The sequence below is a fragment of the Acinetobacter sp. YH12105 genome, assembly GCF_013419095.1.
In the GTDB taxonomy this organism is placed as follows: Bacteria; Pseudomonadota; Gammaproteobacteria; order Pseudomonadales; family Moraxellaceae; genus Acinetobacter; species Acinetobacter pseudolwoffii.
Genome location: NZ_VPAU01000025.1, coordinates 21,555 through 42,603, shown reverse-complemented (window position 1 = coordinate 42,603; position 21,049 = coordinate 21,555). Strand labels below are relative to the sequence as shown.

Sequence of the window (21,049 nt, the reverse complement as noted above, 5' to 3'; positions counted from 1 at the left end):
TTTTGCGAGATTAAAACATTTCCGTGCTATTGCAACTCGATTTGATAAACTGGCACGCAATTATAAATCTATGATTCGTATAGCCTGTATATTTATTTGGTGCAAAGCCAAATGAGGACACACCCTAGTCATTTAGTATAAGTATCAATTTAATATTTATGTAATATGTATTATATTTGTTTTAAATTGTTAACTCAGTCGCAAGAATGAAAGCTGGCTGAAAAAGATCATAAGAAATTACTGTCTCGATTGGGGTGGTGTGAGGGGAACATGAAAAAAACTGCATTGGCTTTAATCTGTATGATGGGCCTGCCAAGCCTCGCGTGTGCTGAAATGATCAAAGTAAATGGTGAGGGCAGTAGCCCTATTATTAAAAAAGATCCGGTAGGAACACGTAATCAAGCATTGAATAATGCAAAAACTGATGCAGTCATTGCTTTAATCAAAAAAATTAATGGTCCTCAAGCCATGCAGGATGCTCAGCCTCATCTAACAGATATTGTGAAACAAGTTGATAATGGCTACGTGTTTAATCGTGGCAGCCAAACTAATAGTAATAAAGAACTGGTCACCTCTATTTCAATTGAAATGGATGATCAGGAGTTTCGCCAGATCTTAAATGACCTGGGTTTATCCAAAAAGAATAGCCGAACCAGTCCGATCATGATCGTGATGGATGAATATTTCGGTGTGCCGCGTGATAACTCTAAACCGGTCAAAGAATTTACCTCGTACTTCTCTGATAAAAGCTATGCTTATGATGAAAAGGCCAGCTATGATGCCAAAGAAAGTGCCAAAGCGAGCGAGAGTTCATCATATTCATCGAAAGGAAAGTCATCAGCTGCATCTGGTTATGCATATGATAATTATTATGGTGCGGGTGTAGGAGTCGCAGCACGTTCAGCAAGTCACAATAATTCAGGTAAATCTTCAGCTTCAGCGAGTTATAACGCCAGTGAGTCAGCACGTTATAGCCAGTCTGAACGCCAAAATGATATTCAAAACTTTGTAAAATATGTGGAATATCAGACTCCATCTACAAAGCCAGAGCGTGAAAACCATACACTGAATGCAATTGCAGGCTCAGCATCTAAATACGATCTACGTTTAATGGATTCGGATCTATTCCGTAGCCGTTATTTAAAAGGCAAGAGTATGTCTATTCAGCAATTGCTGAGTGATGCAGAATTGGCAAAACTTGCAGTTGCTGCACGTCAGGAAAAAGCAGACTGGTTTATGGTCGGTAGCTCCTATATTTATGACCGTGGTCGTTCAGGTGTAACCGGCCAGTTTGTGTGTGATGGTGCTGTCAGCTATAAAATTTATTCAGTCGATGATGGCACGCTGATGGGCGGTGATACCCGCACGGAATCATCAATGGCTGCAACGACAAATTCGTGTCGTACCAATGTTGCCGGTAAACTGGGCGAAATGACCTTGTCCGAAGTCGGTCCACAAATTCTGTCCTATTCGAAAAACCGTAGCATGTATGGTAAGGAAATTACCCTTTTTGTAAAAAGTGTATCGGGTAGCGTATCTAGCCGCTTGGGAGATGATCTCTATGTGGCTTTAGATGAGATGGACGGCGCAGAAAATATCGATATACGTACCCAGGATGGCAAGCTGGTCGAGATGACCATGACTTATAAAAGTGAAAAGCCATTGAGTGCTGAACTGGCCAAAGCTTTACGCCGGGTAAATCCTGTGCTGTCTAATGCAGAACGTTTGCAAGCAGGGAATACCATTACCTTATGTATTGGCGGTACCCAATGCAAATAAGCATGAAAAAAATTACTCTTGCCATGGCCCTGATGGGTACTGCTGCAAGTGTGCAGGCCAATATTCAGGTTTTTCCGGCTAAAGGAATTTATGGCTTGGAATTGCCTTGTCGTCAATCGGCAGATCATATAGAAGCAAATGCCTCCTCGATTTCCTGTGACTTTAGCAAGGCTGTGTCGAACGAGGTGATCCGTAAACAAGTTGCACAGACTTTTGAGCAGCAGTTGAAACAGGTTTTGCAAGATCAGGTGGTGGCTTCAATTTCCCAGCAGAATAAACATCGAAGCTATGTGGCTTCTCTGGACGTTTTGCGTGCTAGTGAATATGTGGTGCAAAAGGAATCTACAGCCGAGATTTTTCTGCCAGTCACCTTAAGCTTAAAATTGACCAATATTCTATCTGGGGAAGTGATTTATACCGATAGTGCTACCTTGTCACAGCCTATTCAGGTGTTGTCGACCGAGATTCAGACTGTTGCAACACGTCAAGCCGTCCAGCAGAAGTTTCAAAGCAGTTTGCTGACCTTGACCCAGCAACTCACTCAGGATCTCCAGAAGAAATTCAAGGTGTCTGAAGTACAGACCAAGGTGATTGATCGCTGGAAATCCTATCTGATTTTAGATAAAGGCTTCAATCAAGGCATTGCCAAAGACGATGAACTCAGTTCGGATTCCGGAGATTTGATTAGAGTTGTACATGCCGATAGTGATTATGCAGTGGCATTACCGGTGTTGATGAGTGGCACTTCAAGCCAGTTTAGCAAGATTTCGGCAAATACCCGTCAGGCGCTGAATAAGCCTAAAGCTTTGGTCGTAGATGTATTGACCTACCAAGGTGAATCAAAAGACCTGATTGAGCAGATTTTTTCTGATGCCATCGGGGAGAATGCATCATTTACCCTTACGCCGGTGAATAAACGTTACAGCACTTTGGCGCAAAGTGTCAGTGAGCAGACGGGGTTAAGCAATCAGGAAACCCAGCACCAGCGCGAACTACCAGAATTTTTTATTCGTATTAATGTGATCCCTGTGATTGGCTATCAGCAACAAGTCGGCAAGATGACCCAGCAGCAAGTGGTACATAGCGAAGTTTTTGCTGAGATGATTGATCGTTCGGGACGTGTGATTTATTCCGCGCATGCGACTGATGAAATAAGTGAAACCATTTCACAAGGTATGGGTTTTTCACTCGGTACGCGTAAAGAAGTGGCACTCAAAAATGCTTTGGTGAAATTAGGTCAGCAATTTCAGAAAGGGATTCAATTTACCCGTTCCGATTTGCAGGTATCGAGCGGGGGGAGCGATACCATCACGATTCAGGATACGGGTGAGCGCTTGACCACAGGCATGAAAATTCATGTCTATAACCGTGAAAAAGTTGCACAACGTCAAGTATTGATTCCCACTTGGGAAGCTACAGTGGTTGAGCGTCAGGGCAATAAAGTTAAAGCACAGCTTGATTTTCCTGTGAGTGGAAATGATCGTCTACCGGTACGTTCAGGAGACAGCATCTTGGTGGATAGTCACGCTGCTGTCGGTGACTCAAAACTTGCCCGGGTGCTTTGTTCAAATCTGCATACTGAACAGGTTGGAGAGATTCCGTTTTATGGATTTGGGCCACTGATTTACCACGCGTTTACCAGTCAATCCAAGCGTCCGTTTTATGCGACAGGTTCAGGGTTTAAAGGGCAGACCAGTTTAAAAACATCTATTGTAAAAATGACTGAAAATGCGGGCTTTAAAAAACAGCTGGATTTGAAACTGTATGTGCCAAAAGAAGAGTGTTTACAGCCAGCATTTAAGATTCAGGTTCAAGAAGATTCCATCAAATGCAATACAGATCAATCCATCTGCGATGCCACTTTGGTATTGGCAGGAGGAGCACGCCGTTTTAATGAAAAACAGGAGCGGGTCGGTGCTGTAGGTTTGCAACAGGAAGTTAATTTAAAAGGCATAAATACTGCTCATCGTCATGCCATGTACAACATTCAAATGTTTAAAGCATTACCAAAAATTTTAAATCAGATCGTGCAAAAAGCCGATTCAGGGCAGTAAGGAATTATGAGGGGAAATACTATGAAAAAAATCGTAAGCATATTGATATTGGGAAGTGCTGTATTGACATCACAAAGTCATGCAGGTTTTGGAACACTCAGTGGTCTGGCCTCAAAAGTAGTGGAGACAACAACAGGTACATCTTCACAAAATCTGGATTTAGCCGGTTTTTTTAAGCAGGCACAAGCAACCAATGCCATGTTTATTCAGAGTCGTACAGCATTGGCAACCTTATTTGCTGAGCGAAAAGACAGCGAAGAACTGAAAACCAAGTTGAATAGCTTGAAAACCACTTCTGATGTCAAAGAAAAAGAAGCGATCCAGAAAGAAATTACCAAGCTAACCAATGCGGTTCTGGAAGCTTCGAAAAAAGATGAAGCTGCGACACTTGAGCGTATTAATGCATTAAATACCAGCCAGAAACAGCATTTAATGAACTCACTGACAAACTTTGCCATTGCTGGTCTGTCTGCACGCGAACTGGTCGTAAATAGTAAGCAGGTGTCTATGCAATTGCTGAGCAATCCAAGTACTATCAGTAATAGTGGCATGTCTTTTATGGATGCCAAAGGTCTGCTTAGCGATGTCACCGGCATTGCCAAAAACTCGACTATGGCATTGGTTGAGTATCCACAACTGATGAAAAAAGCTGGCTTGAACTTTAAGGCCCCAGAATCTGCTGCAGCAAAACCTGTCGATATTTCAGATTCAATTTAAGACAGATAAAGCTAGCCTGTTTTCGAACAGGCTTTCTTTTTTTATCTAGCGACGTAAAATGAAAAAAGTCAAACTGTTTTCAAGAGCTTTCCATTGTCGCGTAATATTCACATTTATTTGCAAAAAATAGATCAGTTCTTTTCAATGGAACTTCATCAATCACGTGTAGAGCAAATCAAATTTCGTAAACGTGCGATCTATGCCTATCGTAACCAATTGCTTTCAGATCAACTTAATTATTTTATCCAGTCTTCAGATTTTAGCATTACTGAATTCGGCAAACCCTATCTCCACACTCATCCAGACTTCAACTTTAACCATAGCCATAGTCAAAATTTCTATGCTCTGGCAACGAGCAATAATGTCCAAAATTTGGGAATTGATATTGAAGAGCTGAGCCGTAAGGTTCGATTTGAAGCCATGGCACAACATGCCTTTCATCCTGAAGAGCTTAAACAGTGGCAGGCACTGGACTATGATTCCGAATACTGGTTTAAGGTCTGGACCACCAAGGAAGCTGTATTAAAGGCCTCAGGACTGGGCATACGCATCAACCTGAATGAGTTAAATACCCAGATTCATCCAGATCAGAATGGTGGAAGATGTGAACATCCAGAGATCGGCGTCTATGCCTATCAAAATTATAATATGGCAGGATGTATGCTCACCGTGGCCTGGCAAAGTGAGCATTCATGCAAGGGTTTCAGATTTCCGCTAATCCAGATTCACCAATCTGTTTAAATCAGCAGAGTAGAAATAGACTCTATTGTCTGGCAATCAACAGGTTGCTGATTCGGTTCACAAACTGTGGACTCATACGTGATAGATGAAATAAAAATTTACTTTTTAATCCAACCGGATGGTGCGTAGCGTGCCAGATGGAATCTTTAAGCTGTACCAGTTTTAGAATATCCTGTGCGACATCCTCTGCTTTCAAATGTACCCCCATTTTTTTAATACTTTCTGCCTGCATATCTTTCACCATGGCTGTACCGACGAAAAGTGGCATCACATCAAGCACCCGAATCCCATAGGGTTGCCATTCAATATCCAGACTTTCAGTCAGACCGCGCACGGCAAATTTACTGGTCGCATAAGAGGCTAAATCGGCCTGTCCATAAATGGCGGATGCCGAAGATAAATTAATGACACGAGCAAATGAAGATTCTTTTAAATAAGAGAAAGTGGCATGACAGCCATTGAGGAGGCCTTTAACATTAATATCCAGCGTGCGATGATGCGCTGCAATTGTGGTGTCTTCAAAAGGCCCTGAATATAAAATTCCGGCATTATTCACCAGAATGTTGATTTCACCGGCCCAGGCTGAAAACTCCGCCAAAGCTGTTTCCCAGGAAGTATAGTCTGCCACATCCAGAAAGCCTGCTTTGGCATGTTCGCCCAGTTGCTGGGCCAGCTGTTCGGCCTGTGCCACATTGATATCATAAATACCGACTTTATAGCCGTGCTGGTAAAATAGCATGGCTGTCGCGGCGCCAATTCCTTGTGCTGCCCCACTAATCAATATACTGTGCATGTGCTTGATCTCCTTATTGTCTTTTTTTCTTGAGCATAACAAGAAACAGGCAGATTGACGCGACTATTTGGTAAAGAAGAGGTTTTAAAAGTGGAACAATTGCTTAATATCATGCGTGAATTACGTGAAAAATGTCCATGGGATCAGCAGCAGACTCCCGAATCTCTGACCCAATATGCGATTGAAGAAGCTTATGAAGTAGAAGCTGCGGTACGTTCTGGAAATGTTGACGAGATTCGCGATGAGCTGGGCGATCTGCTGTTACAGGTGGTGTTCCAGTCGCAAATGTACAGCGAGCAGGGCGCTTTTGATTTTCAGGATGTGGTGCAGGCCATTAGCGACAAACTCATCCGCCGTCATCCGCATGTATTTCAGGCTGAACAGTTTGCAAAATTGAGCCCGGAAGATGTCTCTCAGCTCTGGCAAGAAATTAAACAGCAAGAAAAGCAGGGCAAGCCACGTTCCCGTTTAGATGAGGTCAAGCATGCACCGGCCTTGGTACAGGCAGATGAAATCCAGAAAAATGTTGCAAAAATCGGCTTTGATTTTCCCGATGTCACTGGGGCATATGACAAAGTAGAAGAAGAGCTGGCCGAGTTAAAAGAAGCTTTGGCAAGCCAGAATTCCGATGAAATACAGGAAGAATTTGGTGACTGCTTATTTTCTCTGGTCAATGTTGGCCGTAAACTTGGAATCTCGAGTGAAATGGCATTATTAGGCACGATCCATAAATTTCGTACTCGATTTGCCTTGATGGAACATCAGGCGGAAAAACAACAACTTAATATAGACCGCTTGTCACTGGCTGAATTGGATCAGCTCTGGGAACAGGCCAAATTAGAATTAAAACAAAGAGCGGCGCATGAACAAACAACAACATCGAACAGGTCCGGCGTGGATTAATCTTCTTCTGGGTTTCTGGCTAGGCTATATTGCTATTGGAACTGCACATGCAACTGCGACCGATTATATGGAATGGAAGACCAGACAACAGCAACATGATGCACGGCTCAAACAACAGAATGCATCGACTAAAGCAGATCACTATCTGGCAAAACCGGCACTTTCGGTACAAGCGACAGGTGATAGAATTAGTTTAAATAGTGCAAATATTGAACAATTGCAACAGTTGCATGGCGTGGGACAAAAGAAAGCCCAAGCCATTGTTGAGTACCGGCAGAAAAATGGGAAATTTAAAAGCATTGAAGATATTCAGTTGGTCAAAGGCATTGGGCCGGCATTATTTGCCAAAAACAAGGCCAGACTCGCGTTGTGAATAGACTGAATTGATGCAAAATACAGAATCAATCTGAGCGGCAGGATTGACATAATCAAATTGCCCTTTAGTCGTGTAAGCGATATGATTAGCGTCATCTTAGAATTTTACGTTCAGACGTAGGAGACAGCGTCTTTTGCAAACTTTGCGCGCGTCAAAATGTGGTTTATCAACCGCTCAATTACCTTCTTATATTCTCGATGTGATTGATGCCTTAAACAAGGCAGGCTATGAAGCTTATATCGTGGGTGGTGGTGTTCGAGATCTGATGTTAGGTTTGAATCCTAAAGATTTCGATGCAGTTACCAATGCAACCCCGGCTCAGGTCAAGGAAGTATTCGGACGACGTTGTCGAATTATCGGACGGCGTTTTGAACTGGCGCATGTCTATTCAGGGCGGGAACTGGTTGAAGTGGCCACTTTCCGGGCACCTCCAAAAAAAGCAGTCACCTCGGCCGCGGGGATGATTCTGCGTGATAATAACTGGGGCAGCATCGAGCAGGATTTTGCCCGTCGCGACTTCTCGATCAATGCAATGTATTACCAGCCGCGTAAAGCGATTGTGCTGGATTTCTGCAATGCTGTAGATGATATTCACAGCAAAACTTTACGTTTGCTCGGTGATCCGGCCTTAAGATTTGAAGAAGATCCGGTGCGGATGTTACGTACTTTACGTTTTGCTGCCAAGCTGAATTTCAGTATTGATGAAGCCATTCTGGATATTTTCACGCCGGAAATGACCCAGCTGCTGCGTGATGTCTCTCCGCATCGACTCTATGATGAATCACAAAAGTTATTCACCATGGGGCATCTGAATCGTGTGTTGCCCATGCTGATTGATTTCGGAATCTGGCATCAGCTGTTCGCCGATATCAAAGCTGAAATCACGCCGTTTATGGAGCGTGCCGCGAAAAATACCGATCAGCGTATTTCGATTGGCAAGACCATCAATCCTGCATTTTTCTACGCGGTACTGTTATGGCAGCCATTCCTCGAGCGTTGTGAGTTTTATCTGAATAAAGGCGTGGTCGCAGCAGAAGCACGTGCCCAAGCGGGTCTGGATGTTTTGAAACGTCAGGCAACCCGAACCATTATTCCTCGCTTCGCCGAGACTTTCATTCGTGAAGTCTGGGAAATGCAGACCCGTTTGCTGAATCCAAAACCGCAACAAATTGAGGCCTTGTCTAGTCATGCGCGTTTCCGTGCCGGATTTGACTTTTTGCTGTTGCGCGAAAAATCAGGCGATGCAACGGCGCAAGGCATGGGCAGCTGGTGGGATGCTTATCAGCAAATGAGCGGTGACGAGAAAGAACGGGCCATTAGCCAGTACAACCGTCAGCGTGCCAAGAGCCGTCGTAAGGCCACTCAAGAAGAACATCTGGAACAGAAACTGACGGCACAACAGGATCTCGCCGAGATTGAGCCTTTAGTCAATGAGCCTGAACCACGTAACCGCCGGGTGCGTAAAGCCAAGTTTGAAGACAAGGCGAAAACCCTGTCACATGTGGCAGCCAGTGCCAGTGGTGAAATTGGCGCAGATCATCCGATTATGAAACGTAAGCGGGTGCAACGTGATTTAAGCCAGGTGGTGTTTGGGCCAACACAATGATCGTGACGTATATTGGTTTGGGCAGTAACCTAGGCGATTCACGCCAGATTTTGGCAGAAGCTGTACAGAAACTGGCGACATTGGGTCAGGTAAAAACCTCGCATCTTTACCAAAGTCCACCGATGGGGCCACAGGATCAGCCAAATTATCTGAATGCTGTGGTGCAGTTGAATACTAATCTGGCAGCTTTAAGCTTGCTGGATTATTTGCAAGCCTTCGAGCAGGAAGCCGGTCGGGTACGTTTGCGTCATTGGGGCGAGCGTACGCTGGATCTGGACTTGCTGATCTACGGGGATGAACAGATACAGAATCAACGCCTGACTGTACCGCATGTCGGCGTGTTAGAGCGTGATTTCGTACTCATTCCGTTGCTGGACATTGATGCTGAAATACAGGTTCATGCTACATCCTTAAAAGACCTGGACATCGTCAAGCAATCGACCTTAACGGTACTCGATGACACAAACTGGGCAAATATTTAATTTTTGAGTTATGGGTATGTTCGCGAGAACTTCAATCATAGAGGAACATCTTCATGGTCAGTCTGAGTGACTTAAGACGCTTCAAAGCAGATGGACGCAAATTTTCATGTCTGACTTGCTATGATGCCAGCATGGCCAAAGCCATGGAAATTGCAGAAGTAGACAGTATTCTGATTGGCGACTCTTTGGGAATGTCAATTCAGGGCCGCGATTCGACTTTACCAGTGACTGTTGCTGATATGGCCTATCATACCGCTGCGGTACGCCGTGGTAACCAGCATGCCTTTATCATGACTGACTTGCCGTTTATGAGTTATGCCACCTTAAATGATGCCTTGCAAAGTTCCAAAACCGTGATGCAGGCCGGTGCGCAAATGGTGAAAATGGAAGGCGGTGCATGGCTGGCAGAAACCGTGCAGGTGCTGACCCGTAACGGTATTCCAGTCTGTGTGCACTTGGGATTGACGCCACAATCGGTACATGTCTTTGGCGGTTATAAGCTGCAAGCTCGTACCCGTGAAGCAGCGGATCAACTGATTGCAGACTGTAAAGCAGTGGTTGATGCAGGTGCTGCACTGTTACTGCTGGAATGTGTACCGGCACAATTGGGTCAGGAAATCACGGAACTGTTTCCACAAATTCCGGTGATTGGCATTGGTGCAGGCGCAGCCACTGATGGTCAGGTCTTGGTAGTACAAGACATGCTGGGTTTAACCTTTGGCCATACTGCAAAATTTGTCCGTAATTTTATGCAGGAACAATCGGGTGCTACTGCCATTCTGGATGCTTTTAAAGCTTACCATGCTGCAGTTTTGGATGGATCTTTCCCGGCACCCGCACAAACTTTTCAGGTTGAATTGTAAGATGAAAACAGAAACCACCATTCAGGGACTCGCGGCCTCACTTAATCCGGCACGTGCCAACCGCAAGATTATTGGTTTTGTACCGACTATGGGCAATCTGCATCAGGGTCATTTAAATCTGGTACGTGAAGCGCGTAAGCTGTGTGATGTGGTGGTGGTCAGTATCTTTGTCAATCCGATCCAGTTTGGACCCAATGAAGATTTTGATAACTACCCGCGTACGCTGGAGCAGGACCAGCAGCTTTTGGCAGACGTCGGTTGTGATATCGTCTTCGCGCCAACGGTTGAGCAAATGTATGGCAAAAAACCGCGTCTGACCAATATCAGTATCTCTGACATTACTGATGACTTGTGTGGTTTGCAGCGCCCCGGCCATTTTGATGGTGTAGCGGTGGTGGTGACCAAATTGTTTAACATTGTTCAGCCAAACTATGCTTTCTTTGGGCAAAAAGATTATCAGCAGTTGGCAGTGATTCGCCAGTTTGTACAAGACCTGAATATTCCATTAGAAGTGATTGGCGTGCCAATTGCCCGTGCAGAAGATGGTTTAGCCTTAAGTTCTCGAAATGGTTACCTAAGCCAAGAGCATCGTGCAATCGCACCGGTCATTTATCAAAGCTTACAAAAGGCTGAACAGCAGCTCCATGCTGCGATTGAACTGGATACGGTATTGGCCGAGCTTCGCCAGACTTTAACAGATGTCGGGTTTGTCGTAGACTATGTTGAAGCACGAACGCCAGAATTAAAAAAAATTCATACGTTTAATCAAGATGTTGTGTTATTTGTAGCTGCAAAGATAGGTAATACACGTCTGATCGATAACCTGCAGGTCAAATACACTGCCGGATAGGATGAAAGGGTAGCATGTATGAAGCGCATTTTAATTGTCACGGGACAATCTGGTTCAGGTAAATCATCTGCATTGCAGGTGCTTGAGGATCTGGGTTATTACTGTATTGATAATCTGCCTTTGGCATTGCTTCCCGAAATCGTGGCGAAACTGCACAGTGAGAACAATCTGGAACAGTTGGCTTTGGGGGTCGATGTACGCAGTACCCGTGCCGATTTGCAAGAATTTGATCATGTGTTCGAGCAGCTACAACAGCATGGCTCGGTTGATATTATCTATCTGACCACGCAGGATCAGGAACTGATTGCGCGCTTTAGTGCCTCGCGTCGGCCGCATCCTCTAGCTTCGCGCTTTAAGAGTCTGAACGAGTGCATTCAGGAAGAAAAAATCCTGCTAATGCCCATCCAGCTGCGTTCTACCGTGCACATCGATACTACAGATAAAAGCGTGCATGACCTGAAACATACCTTATTGACCAAGTTGGGACAGACCGATAACCTGATCCTGATTTTGCAGTCTTTTGGTTATAAGCATGGCATTCCACTGGATGCCGATTATGTCTTTGATGTCCGGCATTTGCCGAATCCGCATTGGGAACTGGAATTACGCAAATTTTCAGGACTCGATCAACCGGTGCAGGAGTTTTTGCAAAAGAGCGATCAGGTCGAAGATATGTTTAATGATATTTACCATTTTCTGGACAAATGGTTGCCAACCTTTTCTGAAGGGCATCGTCATTATATGACTGTGTCAATTGGCTGTACCGGTGGCCAGCATCGTTCTGTTTACATTGTGGATAGACTAAAAAAAGCCCTTGAGGCAAAATGGTCTATTCAAGTCCTCCATCGAGAAATGAAGCACTGGTCATGATTGATACCACTGTTGACGTAATTAATAAACTGGGTTTACATGCACGCGCATCTGGTAAACTTATAGAAGTGACTACCAAATTTCGTTCCAGTATCCAGATTGGAAAAACGGACAAACTGGTAGATGCAAAAAATATCATGTCCTTGCTGATGCTCGGTGCGGGCAAAGGAACAACTTTACGCTTGGTGATTGAAGGAGCGGATGAGGACAAAGCCTTATCTGAAATTCAGGCACTATTTGCAGCAAAATTTTATGAGGCAGATTAATCGTGGCACGTCGACCGAACAGTTTAACTGAAGAAGATTTCGATTCTTTAGAGGGACGCGCAAGTAAAACCGAACAGAAAAAAGCAGTCCAGCGTATGGCGGCTTTGGGTGCACAGCTGGCTGAGCTGAGTGCTAAACAAATTAAAAACTTGCCTGTTGAAGAGCGTTTGATTGAAGCATTGCTCGATGTACAGGAATTTACCTCACATGAAGCACGTCGCCGTCAATTTTCACGTATTGGTAAATTACTGCGCAATGAAAATGAAACGGTGATTTTATCTTATTTAACACCAAAACAAGGTCTTAAAAAGACAGCCCAATTACAGCGTTGGGTCGATCGAATTGTCAAAGATGGTGACCCAGCCATTAATGAATTTACCAAAACCTATAATGCCACAGAGCGTCATACCTTGCGTCAGCATTATCTTCGCGTACACCGTGATTTAAAGAATCAGGCACCTGAAGCAGAGGTCAATGCGTCTAAGTTAAAGTTATTTAACTATGTACAGCAAGTGGCGTTAATTTCAGACAATTAATTCTTCGTTAAAAAGCGGTCTTTTTAGGCCGCTTTTTTTTGTCTTTACCTTAAGTGCGCTGTTCCTTGTGTAAAAAATACCCTGAATTGGATTCATTCGTCCTCAGCATGAAATTTCCATTTTTAATGTAAGCTTGAGTGATAAAAAATCACAAAATTTTCGCAATTAATTTGTTAAAGACTGTAATTTCTTTACAATTCAAAGGCTATCTTTCAGACAGTTTTTTTGAGACTTTAAGTTGAGACTCAAGATCATTGTTAAGTATTTTTTAAAAATAAAAAATGAATTTTGAGCGTTATTAGAGAGTGAAGCCAATCTAATTTATTTTTTAAACGAAATTTAAATCTATATAGTTGAAAAACCATTAACTTTTATTTAAAAGGGGATAAAAATCGATGCTGAGTATTTTTTGGTCAAGAGTATGTTAAAGTAAATACAAATAAACATGCTTAATTTTAGCTTAGATATTGAGTTTCAAATACTTAAGCAGACTTTTTTTTGAAGATTAAATTTTCAAGTTATTCTTAATTAATTAAATATCAGTGCCTTGCGGTTATGAGTGTATTTGGATAGAAACAGATTAACAAATCCTTTAACCTATAGGTGAGTTTTCAGCGTTCAGTAAATATAGAATCTTTGTTATTGATTGTATAAATTTGGTCGGCAGTGTTTTCTATATTCCATACATATTCAGAGAGGCAGACATGGAACTAAAACTGCTAGAGGTCGGTCAGAATACGGAGCTTTTAAGCTCATGTCGTATATCTCTCATTTTAGGCGTCTACACCTCCAATAATTTACTAGACACCTTCTGTAAGGTTGCCCGTAAAGTCCTAGGCGTTAAAACCAGTATTATTGGATTCCATATGGAGCCTTATATCTGGTACAGCTGTCCGCACGGTTTTCGGGCCTTGCATGCTCCGCAGGAAATTGCCATCCCTACATATCTGCAACAGGCAGATGTCATCGACCAGACTCATCCTGCTTATGCAGAATTGTCGAATTATGTGAAAGAGCTGGGTGTGGCGCATCACCGACTGGTCGCATTTAATTTAAAAGCGAATGCTGGTCAGCCGCTAGGTCAGGTGATTTTTTTTGATGATCAAACTGACAGGTTTGATCAGGATGATATTGAGACCGTTAAGCAATTTGCTGAAAGTTTAGTAATTCGAATCCAACTCAATGAAGAACATACTGAGCTGAAAGAACTATACGAACAGCAATGTGCACAAAACTTTAGTACAACCAAATTTTTCCAGATCATCGCACATGATCTGCGTGCGCCATTTCATGGCCTGCTGGGCTTTTCCGAAGTTCTGGCGCAGGAACGTGATACCTTGGATGAGTCCAGTATTCAGAGTATCGCGGATTATTTATATGATAATGCACAATCGACTTATAACCTGCTGGAAAGCTTGCTGACCTGGGCCATGGCCGAGGGCGGACGCTTTGTATATCATCCGATTAATTATGAACTCAAGCAATCCAGTAAAATTGTCTGCAGTGTATTGCACAGTCTGGCGTTGAATAAAAAAATTGAATTAATCGACAATATTCCCGAAGACATTAAAGTCCATGCGGATATCAATATGATTACTTCAGTGTTGCAGAATCTGGTTTCCAATGCGCTGAAATTCACCCCGGTTAATCAAGGCGGTAAAGTCATTTTAGAGGCAGAAATGGACGGTGAGCAGGTTAAAATCACCATTCAGGATACCGGTCTGGGCATGACTGAAGAGCAGATACAGAATCTGTTCAAGCCGACGTTGATGGTGAGTGTCCGAGGTACCGCTGAAGAGAAAGGTGCTGGTTTAGGTTTGGTATTGTGCAAGCGCTTTATTGATCTGAATCATGGTCAAATCGCGGTGGATTCAAAAGAAGGTCGAGGTACGACCTTTACGGTGCGTTTGCCAATGGTCACCAATGATCATCAGGCACTGGTGCTTGAAGATCTGCATGCTGAGAAATCCTAAAAGATAATTTCAAACTAAAACACTCCCCCTGAGACAAAACTCCTGCTATAACTAAGCAGAACGTTTCGGGGGAAGAGTTGAGTGATGAATGCGACACAATTGCAAAAAACCTTAAGAGCAAGCCAATATGCTGAACAGGTATTGGCCAATCACCAGAGCCTCCTGGAACAGGATTATGCAATTGACCAGTTTCAGGCTGCACTCAGTCGGGAATATATTGATCAGCTGGTGCAGCACTGTATCCTGAATATTATAGACGAAGCCGCCTGGATGCGCGCCATGCGTATTCTGCGGGCCCGCCTGATGTTTCGCTGGATCTGGCAGGATGCCAATCAACTCACCGATGTCATTACCCTCACCCAAGAACTCTCCGATTTTGCCGATGCCTGTATTTGTGCAGCCAAAGATTTTGCCCGTATGCCGATTGCTGCCAAGTATGGCCAGCCGATTGCTTATAACGGTAAAGTTCAGGATCTTATTGTCATCGCTATGGGCAAACTCGGCGCGCAAGAACTCAATCTTTCCAGTGATATTGACCTGATTTTTGCCTTCGACGAACAGGGTGAAACCGATGGACGCAAATGTATCGATGTGCAGCAGTTTTGCATCCTGTGGGGACAAAAACTGATTCACCTGCTGGATCAGATCACGGCGGATGGTTTTGTGTTTCGGGTCGATATGCGTCTGCGTCCTTGGGGTGATGGTTCAGCCCTGGCCATTAGTCATGTGGCCTTAGAGAAATACTTAAGTCAGCATGGCCGGGAATGGGAGCGCTACGCCTGGATCAAGGCGCGTGTTGTCAATCCAAGTCCGGAAGGTGATGCCCTGCTTGACATGACCCGTCCTTTTGTCTTTCGTAAATACGTGGATTACAGTGCTTTTGAAGCCATGCGCGAAATGAAAACCATGATCGAGCGTGAAGTCCAGCGGCGTAATATTGAAGATGATATCAAGCTCGGTGCTGGCGGTATTCGCGAAGTTGAATTTATCGTGCAGGTCTTTCAGCTGATTTATGGTGGAGCCAAACTTGAATTGCAGGATCGCCAATGTCTGGTCAATCTGAACCATCTCGATGATGCTGAACTCTTGGATGAACAGGCAGTCCAAGATCTGGAAGATGCCTATCTGTTCCTGCGCCGGGTGGAACATGCGATTCAGGCCTTAAACGATCAACAAACCCAATCTTTACCGACTGAGCCTGATTTACGTCAGCGAATGGTAGAGACCTTAGGTTTTGCAGACTGGTCAGATTTTATGACTGTCCTGAACCAGAAGCGAGCCAAAGTCATTTATCAGTTTGAGCATCTGATTAAGGAAAATGAACCGGAAGCCCAGGTCGAAAGTTTTGTCCAGCTGGAAAAGAAGCTCAACGATGTTCTGGATGATGCCGCCAAGAATCTGGTTCATGAATTCTGGCATGGTCATGCATTGAAAAAGCTACCGGCCAAGGCGATTCAACGTTTAAAAACCTTTTGGCCTTATCTGATTGAAGCGATTCTGGAGTCTGCCAAGCCGCAAATGGCGTTGTTGCGTCTCATGCCCTTGGTTGAGTCGGTGATGCGCCGTACTGTCTATCTGGTCATGCTGATTGAAAGTAAAGGCGCACTGCAACGACTGGTCAAAATGGCCACGGTGAGTCCCTGGATTTGTGAAGAACTCTCGCAATATCCGGTATTGCTGGATGAGTTTCTGTCGATGGATTTTGAGTTACCGAAACGACAGGATCTGGAAGATTCTTTACGCCAGCAATTACTCCGTATTGAGATTGATCAGGTTGAAGATCAGATGCGGGTATTGCGCCTGTTTAAAAAATCCAATGTCTTGGCCGTCGCAGCCAGTGATGTTCTGGCTGAAAGTCCTTTGATGAAAGTTTCTGATGCCTTAACCGATATTGCCGAAGTATCCGTTAATGCAGCTCTGCATTTGGCCTATCAGATGGTGGCCAAAAGGCATGGTTTTCCACTGGATGCCGAAGGCAAGCGCTGTTCAATCGAGCATACTGCTTTTGCGGTCATTGGTTATGGCAAGGTCGGTGGCATTGAACTGGGTTATGGCTCGGACTTGGATTTAGTATTTATTCATTTTATGGGAGAACAGGCCGATACAGATGGACTCAAGCCGATTAGTGGTTTTGAGTTTGCCATGCGTGTAGCACAAAAATTCATGTCATTGATGACCACGCAAACCCTGGATGGGCGGGTCTATGAAGTCGATACCCGTTTACGTCCTTCAGGTGAAGCAGGACTCTTGGTCACCAGTCTGAAAGCCTTTGAACAATATCAGCTTAAGAGTGCCTGGTTATGGGAGCATCAAGCCTTGGTGCGCGCGCGTCCAATTGCAGGTGAGTTAAGCCTAAGACAAAAATTTGAAATCTTACGCCGTAATATTTTGATTCAGCCTCGTGATGAAAATTATGTGCGGGCAGAAGTGCTGAAAATGCGTCAGAAAATGAAGGATCATCTGGGCTCCTCCAAAGCGCAGAAAAAAGATGGAATTTTTCATTTAAAACAAGATACAGGTGGTATCGTAGACATCGAATTTATGGCACAGTATGCGGTGTTGGCCTGGAGTGGGACGAATAAAGATCTCGCCCATTTCTCCGACAATGTAAGAATTCTTGAGGATACCGCAAAATCAGGTTGCTTATCCAGCGACGATGCGACTGCTCTGATTCAAGCTTATCTCAGTGAACGCGCCGAGAGCCACCGCTTAGCCCTTGCAAATCAATCCATGCAAGTGTCTGCAAGCGACTGGCACGATACCCGAATGACCGTTTGCAAGTTATGGCAAAGACTAATTGATCCAAGTGCAAGCTTTGCGCTGGATAGTGAATAATTGTGAAAAATTGGAGTTTGTGGCATGAATTTGGCTGATCGTGATGGTTTTATTTGGCAAGATGGACAACTGGTTGACTGGCGTGAGGCGAAAACCCACGTATTAACCCATACTTTGCATTACAGCATGGGTGTGTTTGAAGGCGTCCGAGCTTATGAAACTCCGAATGGAACGGCTATTTTCCGTCTAAAAGAACATACCAAGCGTTTGTTGAATTCTGCAAAAATTTATCAAATGAAAGTTCCATTTGATCATGCAACATTAGAACAAGCGCAAATTGATGTGGTGCGTGAAAATAAACTGGCATCTTGCTATTTACGTCCAATCCTTTTTATTGGTTCTGAAAAACTGGGTATTGCTGCAACTGATAACACGATTCATGCTGTGGTTGCGGCATGGAGCTGGGGTGCTTACTTGGGTGAAGAAGCTATGGCGAAGGGTATTCGCGTGAAAACTTCATCATTTACCCACCATCATCCAAACGTGACCATGTGTAAAGCCAAAGCATCTGGGAACTACACGCTGTCGATTCTGGCGCATCAGGAAGTCGCGCATTCGGGTTATGACGAAGCCATGTTACTTGATCCACAAGGCTATGTATGCCAGGGTTCAGGCGAAAACGTATTCCTGGTGACTGACGGTGTAATTCATACCCCTGATATTGCTGGTGGTGCGCTGGATGGTATTACCCGTCAAACCATTATTACCATTGCCAAAGACTTGGGTTATGACGTGGTTGAACGCCGTATTACCCGTGATGAATTCTATATTGCCGATGAAGCGTTCTTTACCGGTACTGCTGCGGAAGTGACCCCAATCCGTGAATATGATGACCGTCAAATTGGTGAAGGTGTCCGTGGTCCAATCACGACGCAAATCCAAAAAGCTTATTTTGATGCAGTTCAGGGTAAAGATCCTAAATATGCACATTGGCTAACTTACGTGAAATAAGTAATAATTTACTGATTGAAAAAACCTCTCATTTGAGAGGTTTTTTTTAAGGGATATACTTATTCTGCCGAACTTATGTCATCATATTCGGTATCCAGAAGATTTTAAGATGAGCTTAGGCATACGCAATGAGTAACATCGTTATTTGTATGAAATGGGGAACCAAATACGGTTCTGAATATGTCAATCGTTTATACAACATGGTTAAACGACATACGACAGTCGATTTCAAAATGGTCTGTCTGACGGATCGTACTGAAGGAATTAATCCTGAAGTACAATGTTTCCCAATTCCACCTTTGGCATTGCCTGAAGGTGCGCCTGAACGTGGCTGGAATAAGCTGTCCACTTTTGAACCTGATCTGTATGGTTTAGAGGGCAATGCGCTATTTCTCGATCTTGATGTGGTGATTGTCGATAACATCGATGAGTTCTTTAGCTATCCGGGTGATTTTCTGATTATCCATGACTGGAAACGTCCTTGGCGGATTACCGGCAACAGTTCGGTGTATCGTTTTAAACTGGGTGCATTTCCGGGACTTTTACCGTATTTCCGTGAAAATTTTGATGAAATCCGTCAGAAATTCCGTAATGAGCAGGCTTATTTGTCTTGGTATGTAGATAAAGAGGGCAAGCAGACTTATTGGCCGGAAAGCTGGTGTAAGAGTTATAAATATCATTGCCTGCAAAAAATTCCGATGGCTTATTTCAAGCCCCCAGTGAAGCCTGAAGGTGCCAAAATTATTGTGTTTCATGGTGAAATTAATCCACCTGATGCAGTCAATGGTGGTGGTGGAAAATGGTACCGTTATGTGTTGCCATCGCAGTGGATTAAGGATGCTTGGCAGTAAGTTGAACTAATGTGAAATTGAAAGAGATTTGATTTCAAATGCCTGTAAGAAAGAAGAGTAAGTTCGAACAATGGTTTTCATTTAGTCGCCATCAGCGTCGATTTGGAGCGGATAAGGTCTATGCTCAGTTTAATGATGTAGATCTTGATGCGCTTAAAAAACAGATCATTGATGGTAAAGAAACTCGCTATACCCATGGTTCTGCTAAAGATTTAAATGAGCATATTGAACAGCTTGAACAGGAATTTGTCGGTCAGTCTGCACTGAATCATTATCATGCCAGTTTAATTGTTCTGATACGCCGCGAAGTGGATGTTCCGAATAATTATGCAAAATTTAAAGCATTATGGATGACTGAGCGCGACTATTTACTGGCTTCATTAAACACGCGGTGGTTAATTTCTGCTTGTGATACTTTTATTGATTTAGAAGATGATCCGCTATTACAAGCAATTTTGATGAATGCAGTGATACTGATTAATACGATTAAGCTTCAAGAAACTGAAAGATTCTTGTGTGATCAGTTACTCGAAGTCAATTTACAGCATCAGGATTTATTGCAACAACAACGCTATGCTTTATTTGATGGCACTTCTGCATTTACTGTCGGGACAGATGATACCTTGCGTAATATGCGTTGGCGTCTAGAGCAGATATGTGAAACCCATGAGCTTGGGCAAATTGTGATGAAAGTTTTTGACAGATTGCAGCTTGATCAGAATAACAATGTGTATTCACGATTCAAACAGCGTCATACTCGTGATAAAACGAGATGGTGGTAAATGTGAATATTTTAATTATTAATTTAAAGACCTCACAGGATCGTCTTGATTTTCAAAAAAAGCAATTTGAAAAATTAGGCTTAAATTTTGAAGTATTAGATGCATTTTCAGTTGCAGACTTGAGTGAAGAGCAGTACCAGAAACTAGGTTTTGGTTGGCAAAGACCTTTACGTAAAGTGGAAGTAGCCTGCTTTCTGAGCCATCAAAAAGCGTGGGAAGAAGTACTGAAGAAGAATGAACCTTGTTTAATTCTTGAAGATGATGCAGTACTCGCTTCAAATACAAAAGAAATTTTAAAGAAAATCAAAGAGCATCACATTCAAGATGTGGATTTAATTAACTTAGAAGTGAGAAGCCGTAAAAAGATTATTAGCCGGATACCTGTATTAACTTTAAATCAGGCGCAGGTTGAATTATATAATTTATATCAAGATCGTACTGGAGCAGCAGGTTACATTCTTTATCCAAGTGGTGCGCAAAAACTATTAAATCGTTTGGCTCAGACAGCACCAGCAATTGCGGATGGATTTATATTCTCTACTTATGAGTTGCAATGTTTACAAGCTGAACCCGCAGCGATTATTCAAGAAGATCAGCTTGCTGCTTATGGTCTGATTACGCAAGAAAGTTTTGATTCAACTATTGGACGTTCTGAACACTTTAAGCCTGAATTTAACTCGATTAATGAAAAAATTAAATTTAAAAAAAGACGATTGGTTGGGCAGATTGCGATGGCAATGCGATATTTGCAGGTCATGGGAAAAGCAGAAAAAAGGTTGATTAACCTAGATCAAAAAAGATTTATTCAGGATTAGTGCTTC

General features: G+C 43.4%; 20 protein-coding genes and 1 pseudogene. 20 read left to right on the top strand and 1 reads right to left on the bottom strand.

Features of this window, described 5'->3' with window-relative positions:
• From FTU44_RS14095 to FTU44_RS14075, 5 genes and pseudogenes are all read left to right on the top strand, one after another.
• A pseudogene (locus FTU44_RS14095) lies at nucleotides 1–115 on the top strand (IS5/IS1182 family transposase); the annotation flags it as partial.
• A gap of 155 nt (nucleotides 116–270) precedes the next feature.
• The gene (locus tag FTU44_RS14090; RefSeq protein WP_074384032.1) at nucleotides 271–1,779 is read left to right on the top strand and encodes a hypothetical protein; all 1,509 of its coding nucleotides are present in this window, start codon (nucleotides 271–273) and stop codon (nucleotides 1,777–1,779) included.
• Between the two features lie 2 nt (nucleotides 1,780–1,781).
• Nucleotides 1,782–3,833 (top strand): hypothetical protein, encoded by a 2,052-nt coding sequence (locus FTU44_RS14085; RefSeq protein ID WP_180051202.1) that lies wholly within the window; start codon nucleotides 1,782–1,784, stop codon nucleotides 3,831–3,833.
• A 21-nt stretch (nucleotides 3,834–3,854) separates the two neighbouring features.
• Entirely contained in the window at nucleotides 3,855–4,550 is a 696-nt protein-coding gene (locus FTU44_RS14080; protein WP_005172668.1) for a hypothetical protein, read from the top strand.
• A 144-nt stretch (nucleotides 4,551–4,694) separates the two neighbouring features.
• On the top strand, nucleotides 4,695–5,291 hold the full coding sequence (locus tag FTU44_RS14075; protein ID WP_218944638.1) for a 4'-phosphopantetheinyl transferase superfamily protein: 597 nt from the start codon (nucleotides 4,695–4,697) through the stop codon (nucleotides 5,289–5,291).
• Between the two features lie 22 nt (nucleotides 5,292–5,313).
• Here FTU44_RS14075 and FTU44_RS14070 read toward each other — a convergent pair whose 3' ends face one another.
• A complete protein-coding gene (locus FTU44_RS14070) occupies nucleotides 5,314–6,084 on the bottom strand; it encodes an SDR family oxidoreductase (protein WP_180051196.1) in 771 nt (256 codons plus the stop codon).
• A gap of 90 nt (nucleotides 6,085–6,174) precedes the next feature.
• On the opposite strand from FTU44_RS14070, the gene mazG reads away from it, so the two are divergent.
• From mazG to FTU44_RS13995, 15 genes are all read left to right on the top strand, one after another.
• The gene (mazG, locus tag FTU44_RS14065; RefSeq protein ID WP_100329225.1) at nucleotides 6,175–6,987 is read left to right on the top strand and encodes a nucleoside triphosphate pyrophosphohydrolase; all 813 of its coding nucleotides are present in this window, start codon (nucleotides 6,175–6,177) and stop codon (nucleotides 6,985–6,987) included.
• Complete coding sequence (locus tag FTU44_RS14060; protein WP_180051193.1) at nucleotides 6,947–7,360, top strand: ComEA family DNA-binding protein; 414 nt, start codon at nucleotides 6,947–6,949, stop codon at nucleotides 7,358–7,360. The genes mazG and FTU44_RS14060 overlap by 41 nt, the downstream gene beginning before the upstream one ends.
• 136 nt (nucleotides 7,361–7,496) lie before the next feature.
• Nucleotides 7,497–8,969 (top strand): polynucleotide adenylyltransferase PcnB, encoded by a 1,473-nt coding sequence (gene pcnB / locus FTU44_RS14055; RefSeq protein ID WP_180051190.1) that lies wholly within the window; start codon nucleotides 7,497–7,499, stop codon nucleotides 8,967–8,969.
• Entirely contained in the window at nucleotides 8,966–9,451 is a 486-nt protein-coding gene (gene folK, locus FTU44_RS14050) for a 2-amino-4-hydroxy-6-hydroxymethyldihydropteridine diphosphokinase (RefSeq protein ID WP_005172653.1), read from the top strand. Before pcnB ends, folK begins: the two co-directional genes overlap by 4 nt.
• 53 nt (nucleotides 9,452–9,504) lie before the next feature.
• Entirely contained in the window at nucleotides 9,505–10,314 is an 810-nt protein-coding gene (gene panB / locus FTU44_RS14045; RefSeq protein WP_074384037.1) for a 3-methyl-2-oxobutanoate hydroxymethyltransferase, read from the top strand.
• 1 nt (nucleotide 10,315) lies between these two features.
• Entirely contained in the window at nucleotides 10,316–11,164 is an 849-nt protein-coding gene (panC, locus tag FTU44_RS14040) for a pantoate--beta-alanine ligase (RefSeq protein ID WP_005095700.1), read from the top strand.
• A gap of 18 nt (nucleotides 11,165–11,182) precedes the next feature.
• Nucleotides 11,183–12,034, top strand: a complete 852-nt coding sequence (gene rapZ, locus FTU44_RS14035) for an RNase adapter RapZ (protein WP_005172647.1) — start codon at nucleotides 11,183–11,185, stop codon at nucleotides 12,032–12,034.
• Nucleotides 12,031–12,300, top strand: coding sequence for an HPr family phosphocarrier protein (locus FTU44_RS14030; protein ID WP_034608740.1), 270 nt, complete (start codon nucleotides 12,031–12,033; stop codon nucleotides 12,298–12,300). Before rapZ ends, FTU44_RS14030 begins: the two co-directional genes overlap by 4 nt.
• Before the next feature lie 2 nt (nucleotides 12,301–12,302).
• A complete protein-coding gene (gene yjgA / locus FTU44_RS14025) occupies nucleotides 12,303–12,836 on the top strand; it encodes a ribosome biogenesis factor YjgA (RefSeq protein WP_005172645.1) in 534 nt (177 codons plus the stop codon).
• A gap of 704 nt (nucleotides 12,837–13,540) precedes the next feature.
• The gene (locus FTU44_RS14020; RefSeq protein WP_180051187.1) at nucleotides 13,541–14,809 is read left to right on the top strand and encodes a HAMP domain-containing sensor histidine kinase; all 1,269 of its coding nucleotides are present in this window, start codon (nucleotides 13,541–13,543) and stop codon (nucleotides 14,807–14,809) included.
• Between the two features lie 84 nt (nucleotides 14,810–14,893).
• Nucleotides 14,894–17,644 (top strand): bifunctional [glutamate--ammonia ligase]-adenylyl-L-tyrosine phosphorylase/[glutamate--ammonia-ligase] adenylyltransferase, encoded by a 2,751-nt coding sequence (gene glnE / locus FTU44_RS14015; RefSeq protein WP_180051184.1) that lies wholly within the window; start codon nucleotides 14,894–14,896, stop codon nucleotides 17,642–17,644.
• Nucleotides 17,645–17,668: 24 nt separating this feature from the next.
• Complete coding sequence (locus FTU44_RS14010) at nucleotides 17,669–18,595, top strand: branched-chain amino acid transaminase (protein WP_074384043.1); 927 nt, start codon at nucleotides 17,669–17,671, stop codon at nucleotides 18,593–18,595.
• Nucleotides 18,596–18,723: 128 nt separating this feature from the next.
• Nucleotides 18,724–19,446, top strand: coding sequence for a glycosyltransferase (locus FTU44_RS14005; protein ID WP_074384044.1), 723 nt, complete (start codon nucleotides 18,724–18,726; stop codon nucleotides 19,444–19,446).
• Nucleotides 19,447–19,484: 38 nt separating this feature from the next.
• Nucleotides 19,485–20,228 (top strand): hypothetical protein, encoded by a 744-nt coding sequence (locus tag FTU44_RS14000; RefSeq protein WP_005172634.1) that lies wholly within the window; start codon nucleotides 19,485–19,487, stop codon nucleotides 20,226–20,228.
• Nucleotides 20,229–20,230: 2 nt separating this feature from the next.
• Nucleotides 20,231–21,043 (top strand): glycosyltransferase family 25 protein, encoded by an 813-nt coding sequence (locus tag FTU44_RS13995; RefSeq protein ID WP_373686019.1) that lies wholly within the window; start codon nucleotides 20,231–20,233, stop codon nucleotides 21,041–21,043.
• The last annotated feature ends 6 nt before the right edge of the window (nucleotides 21,044–21,049 follow it).